Raw genomic sequence first — 19250 nt, 5'->3', positions numbered from 1 at the left:
TTCACGCGCGCGGCGGCCCTCCACATCCCGATCGGGGTGCGGGGGCGGCTAAATCGGCGGGCGCGCGTGGCGGTGCTCATCTCGCGTTCTCGGGTGGTGATGCGGCTCGGGCGCGTCGTGCGCCCGATTCGGAAGATGTACAGGATCGCCGCGGCGGTCAACGCCTCAGCGGGTGGTGACGGTGATGACGCCGCGGCCGTTGCCGGGGCCGTACGTGCCGCGCGCGCGGATCGGGTCCACCCAGCGCATGTTCTCGATCTGCATGATCGTGTACTCCTTGAGCACGTTCACGCTGCCGACCGGCTGGCCGTTCACGAACACCTGGACCTCGACCGAGCCGTCGGGGTCGGCGATGGGGCCGCCGCGGTTGTGCATCCACTGCGGCCGCAGGCGGCGGACCACGTCGAAGGCGCTGGCGGCGTGCGTGGCCTCGATCTCGTCGCGGGTGAGCACGTCGCGGCGGCTGCGCATGCGGCTTACGGCGGCCGTGGGGTCCGCCGGCGACGTGGCCGCGGCCGTGGGCGTGCCCGAGGTGTCGGAAGGCTGTGCCTGCGCGGACAGGCTCCCCGCCAGCAGCAGCGCCGCGGCGGCCGAGCAGAGGGGGACGAGCGTTCTCATCGGAGGGCTCCGGGAGGTGGGGGATCGAACGGATGAATGGTTATGCCGGGCGAGCGGAATCCGCCATGGGGAGAGTGGCGGAATGTGATGCCGGAGAGACGACTGGAGACGGCTCGGCGTCACCGCAAGCGATTCGGTGCCTTCAACTTAGCACATCTCCCGCGGGCTCAGACGATGGACTGGCGGTCGAGCGCGCGGGCGGCGGTGCGGCCGCAGGCGCGGAGCACGTGGATCAGCCCGGCGAAGCGCGGGTCCTGCGTCTTCCCGGCGCGGTAGCGGGCGTAGATCTGCTGCACGATCACCCCGACCTTGAACAGCCCGTACACGTAGTGGAAGAGGACGCCGGAGACATCGCGCCCGGTCTTCTCCGCCCAGCGCTCGGCCACGCCGCGGCGGTCCAGGTTGCCGGGGAGGTGGGTGACGCCGAAGGTCATCAGCTCGGGCGGATCGCCGGGCTGCGCCCAGTAGGCGAGCGTAGTGCCGAGGTCCATCAGCGGGTCGCCAAGCGTGGCCATCTCCCAGTCCAGCACCGCCTTCACCCGCGTTAGATCCGCGGGGTCGAGGACGAGGTTGTCGTACTTGAAGTCGTTGTGGATGACGGCCGGCGCGCCCTCGGCCGGGAGGTGCGCGGCGAGCCAGGCGGCGGCCGCGTCCATCTCCGGCACCGCGTCGGTCTTCGCGGCCTCCCAGCGCGCGGTCCACCCCTCCACCTGCCGCGCGACGTAGCCCTCCGGGCGGCCGATCCCCGCCAGCCCCGCCGCGCGCCAGTCGACGTTGTGCAACTCGGCCAGGGTGTCGACGGCGGCCAGGCAGATGCCGCGCATCGTCCCGGGGTCGAGATCCACGCCGGCGGGTGGGCGGTCGCGCAGGACCACGCCGGCCACGCGCTCCATCAGGTAGAAGGGCGCGCCGAGCACGGCCGGGTCTTCGCAGCACAGCACCGGCCGGGGGACGCGCGGCCAGACGGGGTGCAGCGCCGCGAGAATGCCGTGCTCGCGCACCACGTCGTGCCCGCCGCGCACCGCCGCGCCGAAGGGCGGGCGCCGCAGCACCATCTCGCGCCCGCCGGCCTTCACCAGGTAGGTGAGGTTGGAGAAGCCGCGCGGGAACTGCCGCACCTCCACCTCGCCGACGTCCGCGAGGCGCTCGCGCAGCCAGGCGGCGAGCGCGGCGGCGTCCAGCTCCTCGCCCGGGCGGACGGGCGCGTCGCGGTCGATGGGCGAGGGGGTGTCGGGCATGGGGGATGTCGGGTGACGGCGGTGCGGCGAGCGGAGATGCGCGTGTCCGCCGCCGCGGATCCCCCCCACCCCCGGCCCCTCCCCCACGAGGGGGGAGGGATGGGGGAGGGGAGACCTCAGCGCGGAAGCGGATTCGGCGCTGAGTGCTCCCCCGCCCCTGCGAAGCGGGGGAGGGGGTCGGGGGGAGGGAGCCGTCCGCGGCCGCGAGGATGCTCGCCGAGCACACGGATGCCATCCCCCTGAATCCGTCGCGCTCAGAAGTTCTTCAGCACCTCGCGGGCGACCAGCGACTTGTGGACCTCGTCGGGGCCGTCGTAGATGCGCGCGCCGCGCTCGTGGCGCCACCACCAGGCCAGCAGCACGTCGTCGGTGACGCCGAGCGCGCCGTGCACCTGGATCGCCCGGTCCAGCACGCGCTGCAGCATTCCCGCGACGTAGAACTTGATGGTGCTGATCTGCACTCTCGCCGCGCGGGCGCCGTGGGCGTCGATGCGCGCGGCGGCGTCGAGGGTGAGCAGGCGCGCGGCGTCGATCTCCGCGCGGCTCTCGGCGATGGCGTGCTGCACCGACTGCTGGCGCGCCAGCGGCTCGCCGGGCGACAGCTCGCGGGTGGCGGCGCGGCGGCACATCAGCTCGAACGCGCGCTCGGCGATCCCGATCCAGCGCATGCAGTGGTGGATGCGCCCCGGCCCCAGCCGCTCCTGCGCCAGCAGGAACCCCGCGCCCTCCGCGCCGATGCGGTTCTCCACCGGCACCCGGCACCCTTCGTACGCCACCTCGGCGTGCGAGAACCAGTCCTCGCCCGCCTCGCCCATCACGGGGATGTTGCGGACGATGCGGAACCCCGGCGTGTCCGTCGGCACGACGATCATGCTCGCGCGCTGGTGCGGAGACGCCGCGCCGGGGTTGGTGACGGCCATGACGATGGCGAACGCCGCGCCGTCGGCCGACGAGGTGAACCACTTGCGGCCGTCGATCACGTAGTCGCCGCCGTCGCGCACGGCCGTGGTCTCCAGCCAGACGGGGTTGGAGCCGGCGCGGTCGGGCTCGGTCATCGAAAAGCAGCTGCGGATCTCGCCGGCGGCGAGCGGCTCGAGCCAGCGATCCTTCTGCCCGTCGCTGCCGTGTGCGTGCAGCAGCTCCATGTTGCCGACGTCGGGCGCCTGGCAGTTGAAGGCGAGGTGTCCCAGCGGCGAGCGGCCCAGCGCCTCACTGACGTGCGCGAAGTCAGCCAGCGGCAGCCCCAGCCCGCCCAGCTCGCGCGGCAGGTGCGGCGCCCACATCCCCGCCGCCTTCACCCGCTCGCGCGCGTCGCGCAGCGCGGGGAGGATGGCGCGCACCGGCCCGGCGAGGAAGCGTGTCTCCAGCGGCCCCAGCTCGTCGCGCACGAACGCGGCGATGCGGTCGAGGAGCGGGCGAAGCTCGGGGCGTGGGTCGGCGATCATCGCAGGCTCGGAAGCGGTTCGGGCATCGGTGCGACGGGGTGAGATCGTGCCCGCCCGGCGCGGATCCCCCCCACCCCCGGCCCCTCCCCCACGAGGACCCACGAGGGGGGAGGGATGGGGGAGGGGAGACCTCAGCGCGGTGAAAGGCTTCGGCCGACGGGGTCGACGCGTCCGTCTCCCCACCGTTATTGCGGTTCAAGCCCGCGCGGTTTGCGGGCTTCCCAAGGTTCCAGCCGCGGGTTTACCCGCCCGTCCCATTGGCATCCGCGGGCGACGGGCTCGTGGGCGGCGCCGGCGACGGCAGCCGCGCCAGGAACTGCGTCAGCACGCGGTTGACGAACGCGGGCTCCTCGACCGACGAGGTGTGGCCGGCGCCGGGGATGATCACCAGGCGCGCGCCGTGGATGGCGGCGCGTATGCGCTCGGCCTTCTCCACCACCGTGGCCACGTCCTGGTCGCCCACCATCACCAGCGTGGGGCAGGAGATGTCGCCCAGCTCGTCGTAGATGGGCTTGCGCTCGATCACCCCCCGCAGCGCGCGGACGATGCCGACGCGGTGGTTCGCCATCCCGCGCTCGCGCCAGAGGTTGCGGTCGGCCTCGCGGGCGGGGTCGTCGAGGAACTTGCTGCCGAACATGATGCGCATCACGCGAGGCATCACCAGCTTCATCCCCACCTTCCCCAGCACGCGCACGACGCGCCCCATCGCGCGGTAGCGGGGGGCGTTCTCCGCGGGCTCGGGGTCCGCCGACGTCTCCATCAGCACCAGCGAGCGGATCAGTTCCGGGCGCCGCGCCGCCAGCCGCATCCCCACGAAGCCGCCCATCGACAGCCCCACGAAGTGGCAGGGCGCGCACCCCAGCCGCTCGATCAGCGCGGCGGCGTCGTCGGAAAGCGTGTCCATGTCGTAGCCGCCCTTCGTCACCTCGCTGCGCCCCTGGCCGCGGAAGTCGAAGGTGACGCAGCGGTAGCGGTCGCGCAGCGCGGCCACCTGATCGTCGAACATGCGCCCGTCCCACAGCAGCCCGTGCGCGAAGACGAGGGTCTCCGCGCCGGTGCCGGTGTCGTCGTACCACAACTGCGCGCCGTTGACGTGGATGTGCGGCATCGGGGGGGATGCTGGGTGCGAGACGATGTGAGGGCTTGGAGATGAAGATGGGGGGATGGAGCGCGGACGGAAAGCGGGTCGGGAACGGGTGAAGAACGGGGCTCGGAGAGAGGTGCCGGAAGGGGGATGGCTAAACTGATGGGGGCCGAATGAATTCGCTGCAACAACCACACGAAGTCCGCCTTCGCGGACTACCGGCGGCGGCTCGGACGAAGCTTTCGGCGCGCGCGATGGGCATTCGTGACTGGCGATCAGGCGCCGAATCGAGCAGAAAGTTCTCACCGCGATGAGGTCTCCCCTCCCCCATCCCTCCCCCCTCGTGGGGGAGGGGCCGGGGGTGGGGGGGATCCGCGCCGGGCGGACACGACATCGCCGCACAACGCATTCAAACCATCGCGCGACTGATGGTGTCGAATGCTGCAATGACGACGGCGATCACCCTCCGAGACGAGATCCCGAGATGCGAACCCTCAGCCTGATGGCGCTGGCCGCGCTGGCGCTCCTCCCCCGCCCCGCCGCCGCGCAGGACGACGACGAGGACTGGGTTGCCCAGTGCCGCCGCTGGAACCGAAACAGCGACCGCGAGCACTACTGCGAGCAGCGCGAGGTGCGCATCGCCGCGCCCCGGCTGCTGTCGGTGGACGGGCGCGAGAACGGCGGCGTGTCGGTGAAGGCGTGGGACGGCGCGGACGTGCTGGTCCGCGAGCGCATCCAGGCGTGGGCGCCGTCGGACGACGAGGCGCGGCGCATCGCCGGCAGCGTGCGCGTGCACACCGCCGGTGGCGAGATCTACGCCGACGGCCCGGAGACGGCGCGCAACCGCGGCTACGCGGTGAGCTACGAGATCTTCGTCCCGCGCCGGATGGACCTGCGCCTGACCACCAACAACGGGCCGATCGGCGTCAACGGCGTCACCGGGCGGATGGAGCTGAGCGCGCACAACGGCCCGCTCGCGCTGCGCGCCCTCGGCGGCGACGTGCGCGCCCGCGCGCAGAACGGGCCGCTCGCCGTCTCCCTCACCGGCTCGCGCTGGGACGGCGCCGGGCTCGACGCCGCGACCACGAACGGACCGGTGACGCTGTCGATCCCCGCGGGCTACCGCGCCACGCTCACGACGGGGACGGTCAACGGGCCTATGAACATCGACATCCCCGTGCCGGTGCAGGGCCGCTTCCCGCGGCAGTTCACCACCGAGCTGGGCGGCGGCGGCGCCCCCGTGCGCGCGGTGACGACGAACGGCCCCGTGGTGGTCCGCCGCGGCCGGTCGTGACGGCGTAGATGGAGATGGGAAGCGCCCCCGCGGCCTGGCCGCGGGGGCGCTTCGTCATGTCCGGGGATTGCGAACGCCGCGAGGCCCTCTCCCTGGCGCTCCGCGCCTGTCCCTCCCCCAAAACCGACTGGGGGAGGGACGGGGGCTCGCTCCGCTCGCGGCGACTCATCTCATACGAAATCCGTGAACTCGGTTGATGCACCCCGACCGATCCCACGCTGACGTCATCCTGAGGCCGGCCAGACCGTAATCAGCGTCTGCGCAAGCGTTTGCAGGCCGAAGGATCTATAACCGCGGCAGCACGAGATTCGTTGGAACGCACCGATACTTCACCCCGACTTGGTATCCGGATCAGCGCACGGACCACGGTGTCTGCCGCCGCGTCAGAACACGCCGCTGACGCCGAAGCGCAGGCCGTCCATGCGGATCATGCGGTCGTCGAAGCCGCCGCCGCGGAACCACTCGCCGAACACGGCGGCGCGCGGGCCGACGTGGAAGAGCAGCCCCGCGCCGTACGACGGGCCCAGGTCGGCGCGGTCGCGCTGCTGCGTCGTGAAGGTGCCGGACGGGGTGGTGATCTCGGCGTCGCTGCGCGACTCGTTGTAGTAGTGGATGCCGTACCAGCCGTAGCCGCCCAGCGCGCCGGTGTCGTACCCCGCCATCAGGTCGAGCCCCACCTCCGTGACCGTCGCGTGCCCGCCCTCCACCTCGCCCGAGGAGATGCCGAGCGAGTCGAGGAGCGCGGCCTCGTCGGCGCTGAAGCGCGAGTAGCCGCTGATGCTGCGGATGCCGACGCTCAGCCCCACCGGCGGCCCGAACCGCGCGATGAACCCGCCCGCAATCGTGAACTGCCCGTCCAGGTACGCCTCCTCCGGCGCGCCGCCCGGCCCCGCCGCCAGGAAGCCGAGCCGCTGATACTGCGCCGCCGCCGGCCCGGCGAGGGCCAAGAGGGCAGCTACCGTCAAAAACGCCAATCGGATTGCCATACGTGGGTTCCTTCGCCTGGTCGGTTCACTGGTGGTTGTTTGCGCGGTGATGCTCGATTCGTACCTGACGGCCCACGGGAGTTCTCGTTGACGAGCCAACGGGATGTACGTATAGTTGTACGAACAGTCTTGGAGGAACCTATGTCCTACTCTGCAAAGGCAACCACCGTCGGCAACTCGCGGGCATTCGCCGTCGAGGCAGCGATGTTCCGGGCACACCCGGAGCTGACGGAGGGCCGGTTCGAGGTGCACGTCATCGGGCCAGGTACGCTGCTGTTCCACGCGGTGCCGGAAACGGTTCCCGAGGCGGAGGTGGACGATCCGGTGATCGCGGCATGGCTCGCATTCATCGAGCGCGACATGCTCGAACACCCCGACTCTCTCCGGCCGTTCGATCCCGAGCTCGTGCGGGAAGCCCGTGAGCTCGTGAAGGGCATCGCCGTGGACCTGGACGAGGATCTCGGCGATGTCACCCTCCCGTGACGAGCCGAGACGGACGGAGGCGCATGGATGGACGCTCCTGGCCTGGCGTGAATTCGCGCGGCAATACGCCGCTCTGCAGGCGGAAGTGCGAAGACTGAGGCAAGCGGATCCGGAAGGTTACCGGGGCCATCCCCGGGCAAAGCTCTTCGCCCTGCTCGTCCACCTGCTTTTCGAGGTGATTCCGGCGAATCCGGATGCGCCGCAATTCCGTCAGGGCAACACGCTCGGCACGGCTCATCGACACTGGCGGCGCGCCAAGTTCGCACGTCGCTTCAGGCTCTTCTTCCGATTCCACTCGCCCAGCCGCGTGATCGTATATACGTGGCTGAACGATGAGGACACGCTGCGAAAGGCCGGAGCGCGCACCGATCCCTACGTCGTATTCAGGCAGATGCTCGAGCGAGGCCGCCCGCCTTCGGAGATGGCCGATCTGCTGGAGGAAGCTGATCGGCTTGACGAGCCCGATTGAACCACGTGCAACGAACTGCCCCCGCGAGATTGGTCGCGGGGGTAGTTCGTTTATCAGATCACAACGGCGGGATTCCCTGAACGCGCAAAACATTCTTCAAGCACCCGCGCCACCTCCGCCGCATACGGGTCGCTGATGAAGGTGCCGTGGGTGCCGGGGACGGTGCGCACCTCCAGGCTCCCCCGCACGTGCGGGCGCCAGGCGGCGGCGATGCCGCCCTCGGGCGCGGGGAGGCCGGGGATGCCGTCGGCGGCCTCGACGAGAAGGACGTCGCCCGCGTAGGCGCCGAGACGGTGCTCGTTGACGGCGCGCATGGTGGTGGCGAAGACGCGCACGCTGCGGCCGATCTGCGCGAGCGTGGCCTCGGCCACGGGGAGGCCGCTGCGCGCGATCCACGCCGCCAGCGCGGGGAGGCGCGCGTTGCCCGCGAGCGGGCGCAGCTCCATCTCCAGCTCCGCCAGCCGCTCGGGGCCGACGCCGGCAAGGTCGTGCGTGTAGCGGAGATACAGGTCCACCTCGTCGGGCGCCCGCGTCTCCCAGTCCTCATTCGGCGCGTGGGTGTCGAGGAGGACGACGAGGGGGACGGCCTCGCCCATCTCCCCGAGCCGCCGCGCCATCTCGTACGCGATCACGCCGCCCGCCGACCAGCCGGCGAGCACGTACGGGCCGCGCGGGAAGGCGTCGCGGATGGCGTCGAGGTAGCGCTCCGCCATCTCGTCGACCGTGGCCAGCGGTTCGGCGTCGTCGTTCACGCCCTGCGCCTGGAGGCCGTAGAACGGCTGGCTGGGGCCCAGGTGGCGCGACAGGTCGGCGTAGCGGAAGACGGTGCCGCCGGCCGGGTGCACGCAGAAGATCGGCGTCCGCGTGCCGCCCGCGAGCAGCGCGACCAGCGGCGACGCGGGCGCGCCACCACCATCGCGCTCGAGGGCGGCGGCGAGCGCGCGCAGGGTGCGACTGCGGAAGAGCTCCGCCAGCGGCAGCTCGCGCCCGAAGCGCTGGCGGATGCGCGACGCCAGCTTCACCGCCAGCAGCGAGTGCCCGCCCAGCGCGAAGAAGTCGTCCGCGGCGCCGACGCGCTCCACGCCCAGCACCTCGCGCCAGACGTCGGCGAGCTCGATCTCCGTGGCCGTCCACGGCGCGACGAACGCATCCGGCCGCGCGCGCATGTCGGGATCGGGGAGCGACTTGCGGTCGACCTTGCCGCTGGGGGTGAGCGGGAGCGCGTCCATCTCCACGAACGCGCCCGGCACCATGTACGGCGGCAGCGCGCGACCGAGGCGCTCGCGCAGCACATCGGCGGAAATCCCATCTCCATCCGCGGGGACGACCCACGCGACGAGGCGCGCGTCCTCGCCCTCCCCCCGCGCGGCGACGACGGCTTCGCGGACGGACGGATCGGCGGCGAGCGCGGCCTCGATCTCGCCCAGTTCCACGCGGAGGCCGCGGATCTTCACCTGGAAGTCGTATCTCCCCAGGTACTCGAGTGCGAAAGTGCGAGAGTGCGAGGGTGCGAGAGTGGTCTCGGCGCTGGGAGAGGCCGCGTCTTCACCGTCGTGCTTTCGCACCTTCGCACTTTCGCACTTTCGCACTTCCGTCCACCTCGCCCGATCCCCAGTCCGGTACATGCGCGCGCCGGGATGATCGGCGAACGGGTCGGGGACGAAGCGCTCGGCGGTGAGCGCGGGGCGATGCTGGTATCCGCGGCCCACCTGCACGCCGGCGATGTGCAGCTCGCCGGGGACGCCGGGCGGGCACGGGTTGCCGCGCGCGTCGAGCACGTGGATACGCGTGTTGGCCACCGGGCGGCCGATGGGCACCGCCGCCTCGCCCGGCACGCACGGGTGCCAGGTAACGTCGACGGCGGCCTCGGTGGGGCCGTAGAGGTTGTGCAGCTCGACGCCGGGGAGTCGCGTGAAGAAGCGGTCGCGCAGCTCCGGCGGCAGCGCCTCGCCGCTGGCGACGATGCGGCGGAGGGTGGGGACGCGCTCCGGCGCCGCCTCGTCCAGCCAGAGCCGCAGCATGGAGGGGACGAAGTGCAGCGTCGTCACCCGCTCGCGCGCGATGGTCTCCGTCAGCCGCGCGGGGTCGCGGTGCGCGCCGGGCGCGGCCACGGCCAGCCGCGCGCCGGCCATCAGCGGCCAGAAGAACTCCCAGACGGAGACGTCGAACGAGAACGGCGTCTTCTGCAGCACCACGTCGTCCGCGCCGAGGGCGAACGTCTCCTGCATCCACAGGATGCGGTTGACGATGCCGCGGTGCGCGTTCCCCGCGCCCTTCGGCCGGCCGGTCGATCCCGACGTGTAGATCACGTACGCCAGCGCGTCGGGATCGGCATCTCCATCGACGGACGATGAGGGGAAGCCGTCGAGCACGCCGGGCGCGTCGAGCGCGATGGCTTCGGCCGGGGCGGGAAGCATCTCCATCCACCGCTGCTGCGTGAGGACGACGCGCGCGGCGGAATCCTCCAGCATGTACGCGATGCGCTCGGCCGGGTACTCGGGGTCGACGGGGATGTAGCATCCCCCCGCCTTGAGCACCCCGTAGAGCGCGATCACCATCTCCAGCGAACGCTCCATGAAGACTGCGACGGGCGTCTCCGGGCCGACGCCGCGCGCACGGAGGAGATGCGCGAGCTGATTGGCCCGGCCATCCATCTCCGCGTACGTCAGCGACCTTCCCTCGAAGGTGACGGCGACGGTGTCGGGCGTGCGCGCGGCCTGCGCCTCGAACAGCCCGTGCAGCGTGAGCGACGGCTCGCGCGCGACCTCCGGGCCGGCGGAGATGCGCATCAGCTCGTCGCGCTCCGCGTCGGGCATCAGCGGGAGATCGGCGACGCGCGCGTCGGGCTGCTGCGTGGCCGCGTCCAGCAGCGTGGCGAAGTGGCCGACGAAGCGCTGGATCGTGGCCTCGTCGAACAGGTCGGTCGCGTACTCGGCCGCGCCGAAGGTGCGGTCGGGCGCCTGCACCAGCGTGAGCGAGAGGTCGAACTTGGCCGCCTCGCCGGCGCGGCCGATGGGCGACATCTCGAGCCCGTCCAGGCGCGGGCCTTCGCGCGGCACGTTCTGCAGCGCGAACATCACCTGGAAGACGGGCGAATGCGCGAGGCTGCGCTCGGGCTGCAGCTCCTCGACCAGCTTCTCGAACGGCAGGTCCTGGCGGTCGAACGCGAAGAGCGACGCCTCGCGCACGCGCGCCAGCAGCTCGCGGAAGGTGGGCGCGCCGGACAGATCGCCGCGCAGCGCCAGGGTGTTGGCGAAGAAGCCGATCAGCGGCTCCACGTCGGCCGAGGTGCGGTTGGCCACGGGGGTGCCGACCACGACGTCGTTCTGCCCCGACCAGCGCGAGAGCACGGCCTGGTAGGCGGCCAGGAGCACCATGAACGGCGTGGCCCCCTCGCGCCGCGCGAGCCCGGCGACGCGCGCCATCAGCTCGTCCGGAAGCCCGAAGCCGAGCGTGGCGCCGCGATAGCTCTGCACCGCCGGGCGCGGCCAATCCGTGGGCAGATCCAGCAGCGACGGCGCGCCGGCGAGCGCCTCCTTCCACACGCGCACCTGCTCGTCGAGCGCGGCACCGGAGAGGCGGCGGCGCTGGCGGACGGCGTGCTGGCCGTACTGGATCGGGAGATCGGGTACGGAAGTGCTGAGTGCTGAGTGCTGAGTGCTGAGTGGGTCGGCTGCGAACGCCGAGTACAGCACGTTCAGCTCGCGCAGCAGGATGCCCGTCGACCAGCCGTCGCTGATGGCGTGATGCAGCGTCCAGAGCAGCGCGTGGTCGTCCGCGGCGATGCGGACGAGCATCGCGCGGAAGAGGGGGCCGCGCGCGAGGTCGAACGGGCGCGCGGCCTCGTCCGTGGCGATGCGGCGCAGCTCGTCGTCCGCTATCTCCGGCTTTTCGATGATCGGGAGATGGAAATCGTCCGCGGGGTCGACGACCTGCACGGGCTCGTCATCACCGCGCGTCTCGATGCGCGTGCGGAGGGTCTCGTGGCGGCGAACGATCTCGCCGAGCGCGCGCTCCAGCGCGGGGGCGTCGAGCGCGCCGCGGATGCGGTACGCGGCGGGGAGATTGTACGCGGCGCTCCCCGGCTCCAAACGGTCGAGCAGCCAGAGTCGCTGCTGCGCGAACGACAGCGGGTAGACGCCCTCGCCATACTCGGACGCGAACTCGCCGGTGTCGGGGGATGCGATGAAGTCGCCGCCGCGCGCGTCGATCTCGGCGGCGAGCGCGGCGACGGTGGGCGCGGCGAAGATCGTCTTCACCGGCAGCCTCACGGCGAAGCGATGCTCGATGCGCGACAGCACCTGCGTCGCGCGGAGCGAATGGCCGCCGCTGGCGAAGAAATCGTCCTCCACCCCCACCTCGTGACCCAGCACCTCGCGCCAGATCTCCGCGACGGCGCGCTCCGTCTCCGTGCGCGGCGCGGTGCGCGTCTCCGCGTGCTCCGGCGCGGGATCGGGGAGCGCGCGGCGGTCGACCTTGCCGTTCTGCGTCAGCGGCAGCCGCTCGAGCGTGACGAACGCGGCGGGGAGCATGAACTCCGGCAGCGATGCCCGGAGGTGGGCGCGAAGGGTCTCGGGGTCAGGGCCGGGACTCGCGCCCTCCACGGGCACCTGCGCGGCCGCGACCTCGCGAGGCCCTCTCCCTGGCTCGTTCCTCGCCTGTCCCTCCCCCAAAACCGACTGGGGGAGGGACGGGGTCGGCGCGGCCTGAAGCGCGTCCTGCGGATCACCGCCGGAGAGGCGCTGGGGGACGATGTAGGCGATGAGGCGGCGGTCGGCTGCGTCGCCGCGGGCGATCACGACGGCTTCGCGCACCTGCCGGTGGCGGGCGAGGGCGGCCTCGATATCGCCCAGCTCCACGCGGAAGCCGCGGACCTTCACCTGCTGGTCGGCGCGGCCCATCGGCTCCACCTCGCCGTCGGGGCGGTAGCGGCCGAGGTCGCCGGTGCGGTACAGCACGTCCCACGCATCGCCGCGCCATGGGTTGCGCACGAAGCGCGATGCCGTGAGGTCCGCGTCGCCCAGGTAGCCGAGCGCCACGTGCGGGCTGCGCAGCCACACCTCGCCCACCTCGCCGATCCCCGCCATTCCGCCGCTCGTGGAACGGACGAGCAGCTGCACGCCGGGGATGCCACGCCCGAGCGGGATCACCTCGCGGGCGGCATCTCCATCACCATCTTCGTCCATCTGCACGACGTGGTAGGCGACGGCGCGCTGCGTCTCGGTGGAGCCGTAGTAGTTGACGACGGTGAGGTTGGGCGCGAGGCGGCCCAGGCGCTCCACGTCGCCGCGCGTGAGCACGTCGCCGACGAAGAAGGCGCGGCGCAGGGATTCGACCGGCGCGGCGCGCTCCACCCCGCCGGGGACGTCGGCGATGAGCTGGCCCATCGCGGGCGTCAGGTGCGCCACGGTGATGCCGGCCTCGCGCATCCAGCGCGCGAGATAGCCGGGCGCGGCGACCTCGTCGGGCTCGGGCGCGACCACGGCGGCGCCCAGCTGCAGCGGCGTGAACACGTCGCGGTGGAGCGGGTCGTGCGCCAGGCCGCTCAGCAGGCTGAAGCGGTCGCCGGCGGAGAGGCCGAACGTCTCCGCGAGCCACGGGGTGAAGTGCGTGAGCGAGCCGTGGCGGCCCATCACCGCCTTGGGCGTGCCCGTGGTGCCCGAGGTGAAGGAGAGGTAGGCGAGGGTGTCGGGGCCGATCTCGGCGCGCGACTCCGGCAGCGCACCCTCTCCGGCTGGGGCGCCCTCTCCGGCTCGCTTAGGCTCGCCACCTCTCCCGTACCGGGAGAGGTAGCCGCCCGATGCCGGCGCGGCCGGGCTGGCTTCGGCGCTGCCGTGGATTACTGCGGCGCCGGGGTGGCTTTCGCTCGCGTCCCCGGCTGTGTGCTCCCCCGGGCTATAGATCCTTCGGCCTGCATCCTCTGGTGCGGACGCGGGTTCGGTGTGGCCGGCCTCAGGATGACGTCCCGCGGGTACGGCGCCTGGTTTTCCGCAGATGGTGATGCCGCAGCGGACGGTTTCGGCGAGTGCGGATTCGAGCTCGGCGGGGATGTCGCCGGCGGCGGGGATCTCCAGGAAAGCCTTGGGCTGGGCGATGCGGACGTAGTCGGCCAGGCGCGCGGGCGGATACGCGGGGTCGAGCACCAGGAAGGCGGCGCCAGAGCGCAGCGTGGCCAGCAGCGCGCGGACCAGCGCCGTGCCGCGGTGGCCCCAGATCGCGACGACGTCGCCGCTCCCCAAGCCGGCGGCGACGAGGTCGTTCGCGATCTCCGCCGTGTCGGCGTCGAGCTCGGCGTAGGTCCAGCGCTCGCGCGGATCCTCGGCGGCGAGGGCGTGCGGCGCCTCGCACGCGCGGCGGGCAAACAGCTCGGGGACGCTGCCGCGCCACGCGTTCGACAGCTCCGCCGCGGGGTCGGGGAGCACCGCGCGCGCCATCTCCGTCTGCAGCGTGATGCGCGACGTGGCGGCGTCCGGGTCCGCCGCGGCCTGCGCGAGGACGGCGCGGAGCTGGTCCAGCAGCTCGCGCATCCGCGCGGCGCCGAACAGGTCGCGCGCGTACACCAGGCGCAGCGCCAGGCCGTCCGGCATCTCCGTGGCGTACAGCGTGAGGTCGAACTTGCTGGTCTGCTCGCCCGCGTGGCCGTATCCCTCGACCTCCACCCCGCCGAACCGCATCTCCCCGCCCTCGTAGTTCTGCAGGTTCAGCATCACCTGGAACACGGGGGTGTGGCTCACGCTGCGCCGGGGCTGCAGCTCGGCCAGCAGCAACTCGAAGGGCACGTCCTGGTGCGCGTACGCGTCGAGCGTGGTGCGGCGCACGCGGCGGAGCAACTCGCGGAACGAGGGGTCGCCGCCGAGGTCCGTGCGCATCGCCAGCGAGTTGAGGAAGAGGCCGATCAGCCGCTCCGTCTCCGCGCGTGTGCGCCCCGCGATGGGCGTGCCCACCACCACGTCGTCGTGCCCCGCCAGCCGGCCGAGGACGAGCGAGAACGCCGCCAGCAGCGTCATGAACAGCGTGGCCCCCTCGGCGCGGCCGAGCGCGTGGATCGCCGCCAGCTCGTCCGCGGGAAGGACGGCATGCTCGTCGGCGCCGCGGTAGCTCTGGACGGCGGGGCGCGGGCGGTCGGTGGGCAGCTCCAGCAGCGGCGGCGCGCCGGCCAGATTGCCGCGCCAGTAGGCGAGCTGCCGCTCCAGCACCTCGCCCCGCAGCCACGCGCGCTGCCACGCGGCGTAGTCGCCGAACTGCACCGCCGGCTCGGCGAGCGGCGACGGCTCGCCGCGCGCGAACGCGTCGTAGAGCGCCGCCAGCTCGCCAAAGAAGATGCCGAGCGACCACCCGTCGCCCGCCACGTGGTGGAGGTTGAAGGCGAACAGGTGCTCGCCCTCGTCCAGCCGCACCAGCACCGCGCGCAGCAGCGGCCCGCGCGCCAGGTCGAACGGCGTGGTGAACGGCTCGCGCACGATGCGCCCGGCCGCGGCGCCCCGCTCGTCCTCCGGCAGCGCCTTTAGGTCCGTCGTCGGGAGATGGTACGCGCGCCACGGGAGCACGCGCTGCACCGGCGTGCCGTCGACCTCGGGGAAGACGGAGCGCAGCGACTCGTGGCGGCGCACCACCTCGCCCAGCGCGCGCTCGAGCGCGGCGGCGTCCAGCGCGCCCGAGAGGCGGTAGACGGAGCCCATGGTGACGACCATGCTGCCGGGCTCCATCCGGTCCACGAACCAGAGCCGCTCCTGCGCGAAGGTCAGCGGCAGGTCGCCCGTGCGGTCGACGGGGACGATGGGCGGCGCCTCCGTCCCCGTCCCCGCCAGCCGGCCGATCTCGGCGGCGAGCGCGGAAAGGGTGGGAGATTCGAAGACGGCGCGGAGCGGGAGGTCGACGCCGAACGCCTCGCGGACGCGGGTGATGACGCGCGTGGCCAGCAGCGAGTGCCCGCCGAGCGCGAAGAACTCGTCCTCCGCCCCGACGCGCGGCACTCCCAGTAGTGGAGCCCAGATGCCGGCGAGCGTCTCCTCGTCCGGCGTGCGCGGCGCGACGTACTCCACGGCCGACGCGGCGAGGTCCGGCTCCGGCAGCGCGCGGCGGTCGACCTTGCCGTTGCGGGTCAGCGGCAGCGCGTCCATCGCCACGAAGGCGGACGGCACCATGTAGTCGGGGAGATGCGACGACAGGTGCGCGCGCAGCTCCGCCGTCAGCCGCGCTGCGGACGCCCCCTCCCCCGGCTCGCTACGCTCGCCACCCCCTCCCCCGGAACCGACTGGGGGAGGGGGAACCGCAGCGTCTCCGTTCGACGGGACGACCCAGGCGACGAGGCGCTTGTCGTCGCCGGAGCCGCGGGCGAGGACGACGGCTTCGCGGACGCGCGGATGCTCGAGCAGCACCGACTCGATCTCGCCCAGCTCGATGCGGAAGCCGCGGACCTTCACCTGGTCGTCGGCGCGGCCGAGGTACTCGAGTGCGAGAGTGCGAGGGTGCGAGAGTGCGAAAGTGGACTCAGCGCCGGACGAGGCGTCGGCCGCGGCGTCCCGCTCTCGCACTTTCGCACCTTCGCACTCTCGCACTTCGGTCCACCGCGCCAGATCTCCCGAGCGGTATAGGCGCGCGCCGGGGACGGGCGGATACGGATCGGGGACGAAGCGCTCGGCGGTCAGCGCGGGACGGCCGAGGTAGCCGCGCGCCACCCCCGCGCCACCGACGTACATCTCCCCCACCACGCCCACGGGGACGGGGCGGCCGCGCGGGTCGAGCACCTGCACCGACAGGTCGGGGATGGGGATGCCGATCGGGCTGGCCGAGCCGGCGAGCACGTCCGCCTCGCGGATCACGCGATAGGTGACGTGCACCGTCGTCTCGGTGATGCCGTACATGTTGACCAGCCGCGGCGCCTCGTCGCCGTGCCGCTCCACCCACCCGCGCAGCGACGCCGGGTCCAGCGCCTCGCCGCCGAAGATGACGCAGCGGAGCGCAAGCCCGCTCGCAGCCGCGGGATGCGCGTTGGAGCCCGCGTCGGGGTCTGCTTCGGCAGGACCAGCCAGCGCCCCAGTCCGCGAAGGCGGACTTTGTGTAGTTGTTGCCGCGAATTCATTCGCCCGGCTCCCCCGCGCCGGGGCCTGGCCACCAGAGGCCGAGCGACTGCGATCTCCCCACGCCTCCTCGTCGGCGCGGATGAGCTGGCGGAAGGCGCTGGGGGTCTGGTTCAGCACCGTCACGCGCTCGCGGGCGAGCAGGTCGCGGAAGGCGTCGGGGTTGCGGCTGACGTAGAAGGGGACGACCACCAGCCGGCCGCCGTACAGCAGCGAGCCCCAGATCTCCCAGACCGAGAAGTCGAACGCGTACGAGTGGAAGAGCGTCCACACGTCGTCCGCGCCGAAGCCGAACCACTCGTCCGTCGCCGCGAACAGGCGCATCACGTTCGCGTGCGTCACCTGCACGCCCTTCGGCCGCCCCGTCGAGCCCGAGGTGTAGATGACGTACGCGAGCGCATCGCCATCCACCTCCACGGCGGGGGGGATGGACGGATGCGCGTCGATCTCCGCGCGGTCGGAATCGAGGAGGATCGCGGTGATGCCATCTCCCGAAACCCGCGACGCGAGGTCCGCCGTCGCGAGGACGAGGCGCGCGCCGGAGTCGGCCAGCATGTGCGCGATGCGCTCGTCCGGGTACGCCGGGTCGAGCGGGAGATAGGCGGCGCCGGCCTTGAGGATGCCCAGGATGCCGACCACCGTCTCCAGCGAGCGCTCCACGCACAGGCCGACGAGATCGCCCGGCCGCGTGCCGCGCGCGGCCAGGTGATGCGCGAGTCGATTCGCGCGCGCGTCCAGCTCCGCGTACGTCAGCCGCTCGCCCTCGTACGTCGCCGCGACGGCGTCCGGCGAGCGCGCGGCCTGCGCGGCGAAGCGGACGTGCAGCGGCTCGTCCGCAGCGAAGGCGGCGGCGGGGCGGGCGCGCGCCTCCAGCTCCACGCGCTCGGCGTCCATCAGCAGCGGGAGATCGGAGATGCGCGCGTCCGGCCGCCGCAGCGCCTCGCGCAGCAGGACGCCGAGGTGGCCGATCATCCGCTCCACCGTGGCGCGGTCCCACAGCTCGGCGGCGTACTCGAGGCTGCCGAGGGTACGCCCGGAGTCCTGCACCAGCGTCAGCGTGAGGTCGAACTTGGCGGTCTCGCGGCCGCGGCCGGCGGGCTCCATCGCCGCGTCGCCCAGCCGGCGCTGCTCGGTGATGCCCGTGGCCGCGGCCAGGTTCTGGAAGACGAACGCGACCTGGAAGAGCGGCGTGTGGCTGAGGCTGCGCCCGGGGTTGATCTCCTCCACCAGCTTTTCGAAGGGGAGATCCTGGTGCTCGTACGCGCCCAGCGTGGCCTCGCGCACGCGGGCGAGGAGGGCGCGGAAGGTGGGGTCGCCGCCCAGGTCGCCGCGCAGCACCAGCGTGTTGGCGAAGTAGCCGATCAGCGGCTCCACGTCCGGCGTGGTGCGGCTGGCGATGGGCGTGCCGACCAGCACGTCGTCCTGCCCCGACCACCGCCCGAGCAGCGCCTGCCACGCCGCGAGCAGCACCATGAACGGCGTGGCGTCGGCCTCGCGCGCCAGCGCCTCGACCGCCGCGGCGACGCCCTCCACCTCGAAGCCGACGACGTCGCCGCGGTCGGAGCGGACGGCGGGGCGCGGGCGGTCCGTCGGCAGCTCGAGCAGCGCGGGCGCGCCGGCCAGGCGATCCTTCCACCACGCCACCTGCCGTTCCAGCGCCTCGCCCGACAGCCGCTCGCGCTGCCGCACCGCGAAGTCGCCGTACTGGATGGGCAGCGGCGGCAGCGGCGACGAGCGGCCGGCGGCGAACGCCTCGTACAGCGCCTTCAGCTCGCGGTCGAACACGCCGGTGGACCAGCCGTCGCCGACCACGTGGTGGACGGACCAGACGAAGAGGTGGTCGTCGTCGGCGGCGCGCACCAGCAGCGCGCGGAAGAGCGGCCCCGCGGCCAGGTCGAACGGCCGGTTCGCCTCCTCCGTGGCGATGCGCGCCAGCTCCGCCTCGCGCTCCGCCTCGGGGATGGGGCGGTCGACGACGGGGAGCGTCCACTCGCGGAACGGCTCGACGACCTGCGCGGGCTCGCCGTCGCGGACGTCGATGCGGGTGCGCAGCGTCTCGTGCCGCCGCACGATCTCGGCGACGGCGCGCTCCAGCGCGGGCACGTCGAGCGGGCCGCGCAGGCGCCAGGGGAAGGCGAGGTTGTAGGCGGTGGCGCCGGGGTCCAGCCGGTCCAGCAGCCACATGCGCTGCTGCGCGAACGAGAGCGGAAAGACGCCGCCCTCGCGCTCCTGCGGCGCGGGGGCGGATTCCTTCGCCTTCTGCATCCGCAGCCGGAGCGCGAGGAGCTTCCGCTGCTCCGGCGACAGCTCGCCCAGCTTCTTCGAGACTTCGGTCATCTAGACTTCAACAGGTAACCCGTTCACGTGCGCAGATCCGCACCGTCAGCGCGCGCCCGTCCCGCCCTCTCCGCGAGGCCGGAGACCAACCGACTGCTGCAATGCCGCCTTCCGTCCGCCCTCTCCCCGCGCCTTAGAGCGCTCGCCCTCTCCCGTACCGGGAGAGGGTTGGGTTCCGGTCTGCCGCGCAGCCTGCGGCTCGGTTACAGGCTCCGG

General features: G+C 72.7%; 9 protein-coding genes. 3 read left to right on the top strand and 6 right to left on the bottom strand.

The window, feature by feature from the left end; genetic code table 11:
- Window positions 1-165: 165 nt before the first annotated feature.
- The 4 genes from VF092_09380 to VF092_09365 all read right to left on the bottom strand — a co-directional run bounded on the left by VF092_09380 (window position 166) and on the right by VF092_09365 (window position 4409).
- Window positions 166-618, bottom strand: a complete 453-nt coding sequence (locus tag VF092_09380) for a hypothetical protein (GenBank protein HEX6747485.1) — start codon at window positions 616-618, stop codon at window positions 166-168.
- 167 nt (window positions 619-785) lie between these two features.
- Window positions 786-1856 (bottom strand): phosphotransferase family protein, encoded by a 1071-nt coding sequence (locus VF092_09375; GenBank protein ID HEX6747484.1) that lies wholly within the window; start codon window positions 1854-1856, stop codon window positions 786-788.
- Window positions 1857-2110: 254 nt separating this feature from the next.
- Window positions 2111-3301, bottom strand: coding sequence for an acyl-CoA dehydrogenase family protein (locus VF092_09370; protein HEX6747483.1), 1191 nt, complete (start codon window positions 3299-3301; stop codon window positions 2111-2113).
- 241 nt (window positions 3302-3542) lie between these two features.
- Window positions 3543-4409, bottom strand: a complete 867-nt coding sequence (locus VF092_09365; protein HEX6747482.1) for an alpha/beta fold hydrolase — start codon at window positions 4407-4409, stop codon at window positions 3543-3545.
- Between the two features lie 460 nt (window positions 4410-4869).
- Here VF092_09365 and VF092_09360 point away from each other — a divergent pair, with 460 nt between their 5' ends.
- Window positions 4870-5679 (top strand): hypothetical protein, encoded by an 810-nt coding sequence (locus tag VF092_09360; protein ID HEX6747481.1) that lies wholly within the window; start codon window positions 4870-4872, stop codon window positions 5677-5679.
- Window positions 5680-6062: 383 nt separating this feature from the next.
- Here the strand turns inward: VF092_09360 and VF092_09355 are convergent, their stop codons facing one another.
- Window positions 6063-6665 carry a hypothetical protein gene (locus VF092_09355; GenBank protein ID HEX6747480.1) on the bottom strand — a complete coding sequence of 201 codons (603 nt, stop codon included), beginning with the start codon at window positions 6663-6665 and terminating at the stop codon, window positions 6063-6065.
- Window positions 6666-6806: 141 nt separating this feature from the next.
- On the opposite strand from VF092_09355, the gene VF092_09350 reads away from it, so the two are divergent.
- Together VF092_09350 and VF092_09345 are read left to right on the top strand one after the other, a co-directional pair.
- Complete coding sequence (locus VF092_09350) at window positions 6807-7148, top strand: type II toxin-antitoxin system PrlF family antitoxin (GenBank protein HEX6747479.1); 342 nt, start codon at window positions 6807-6809, stop codon at window positions 7146-7148.
- Entirely contained in the window at window positions 7132-7617 is a 486-nt protein-coding gene (locus VF092_09345; protein HEX6747478.1) for a type II toxin-antitoxin system YhaV family toxin, read from the top strand. Before VF092_09350 ends, VF092_09345 begins: the two co-directional genes overlap by 17 nt.
- 53 nt (window positions 7618-7670) lie before the next feature.
- On the opposite strand, the gene VF092_09340 is transcribed toward VF092_09345, so the two are convergent.
- Window positions 7671-19034: an amino acid adenylation domain-containing protein gene (locus VF092_09340; GenBank protein HEX6747477.1), complete on the bottom strand. Its 11364-nt coding sequence runs from the start codon at window positions 19032-19034 to the stop codon at window positions 7671-7673.
- Between the last annotated feature and the right edge of the window lie 216 nt (window positions 19035-19250).

The sequence above is a fragment of the Longimicrobium sp. genome, assembly GCA_036377595.1.
Taxonomy (GTDB): domain Bacteria; phylum Gemmatimonadota; class Gemmatimonadetes; order Longimicrobiales; family Longimicrobiaceae; genus Longimicrobium.
This window is presented reverse-complemented; position numbering and strand designations above follow the sequence as displayed.

Excerpts from the sequence above, each read along its gene's own strand:
- VF092_09340 (HEX6747477.1), bottom strand. The coding sequence starts at position 19,034 with ATGACCGAAGTCTCGAAGAAGCTGGGCGAGCTGTCGCCGGAGCAGCGG.
- VF092_09375 (HEX6747484.1), bottom strand. The coding sequence starts at position 1,856 with ATGCCCGACACCCCCTCGCCCATCGACCGCGACGCGCCCGTCCGCCCG.
- VF092_09355 (HEX6747480.1), bottom strand. The coding sequence starts at position 6,665 with ATGGCAATCCGATTGGCGTTTTTGACGGTAGCTGCCCTCTTGGCCCTC.
- VF092_09370 (HEX6747483.1), bottom strand. The coding sequence starts at position 3,301 with ATGATCGCCGACCCACGCCCCGAGCTTCGCCCGCTCCTCGACCGCATC.
- VF092_09380 (HEX6747485.1), bottom strand. The coding sequence starts at position 618 with ATGAGAACGCTCGTCCCCCTCTGCTCGGCCGCCGCGGCGCTGCTGCTG.
- VF092_09360 (HEX6747481.1), top strand. The coding sequence starts at position 4,870 with ATGCGAACCCTCAGCCTGATGGCGCTGGCCGCGCTGGCGCTCCTCCCC.
- VF092_09345 (HEX6747478.1), top strand. The coding sequence starts at position 7,132 with ATGTCACCCTCCCGTGACGAGCCGAGACGGACGGAGGCGCATGGATGG.
- VF092_09365 (HEX6747482.1), bottom strand. The coding sequence starts at position 4,409 with ATGCCGCACATCCACGTCAACGGCGCGCAGTTGTGGTACGACGACACC.
- VF092_09350 (HEX6747479.1), top strand. The coding sequence starts at position 6,807 with ATGTCCTACTCTGCAAAGGCAACCACCGTCGGCAACTCGCGGGCATTC.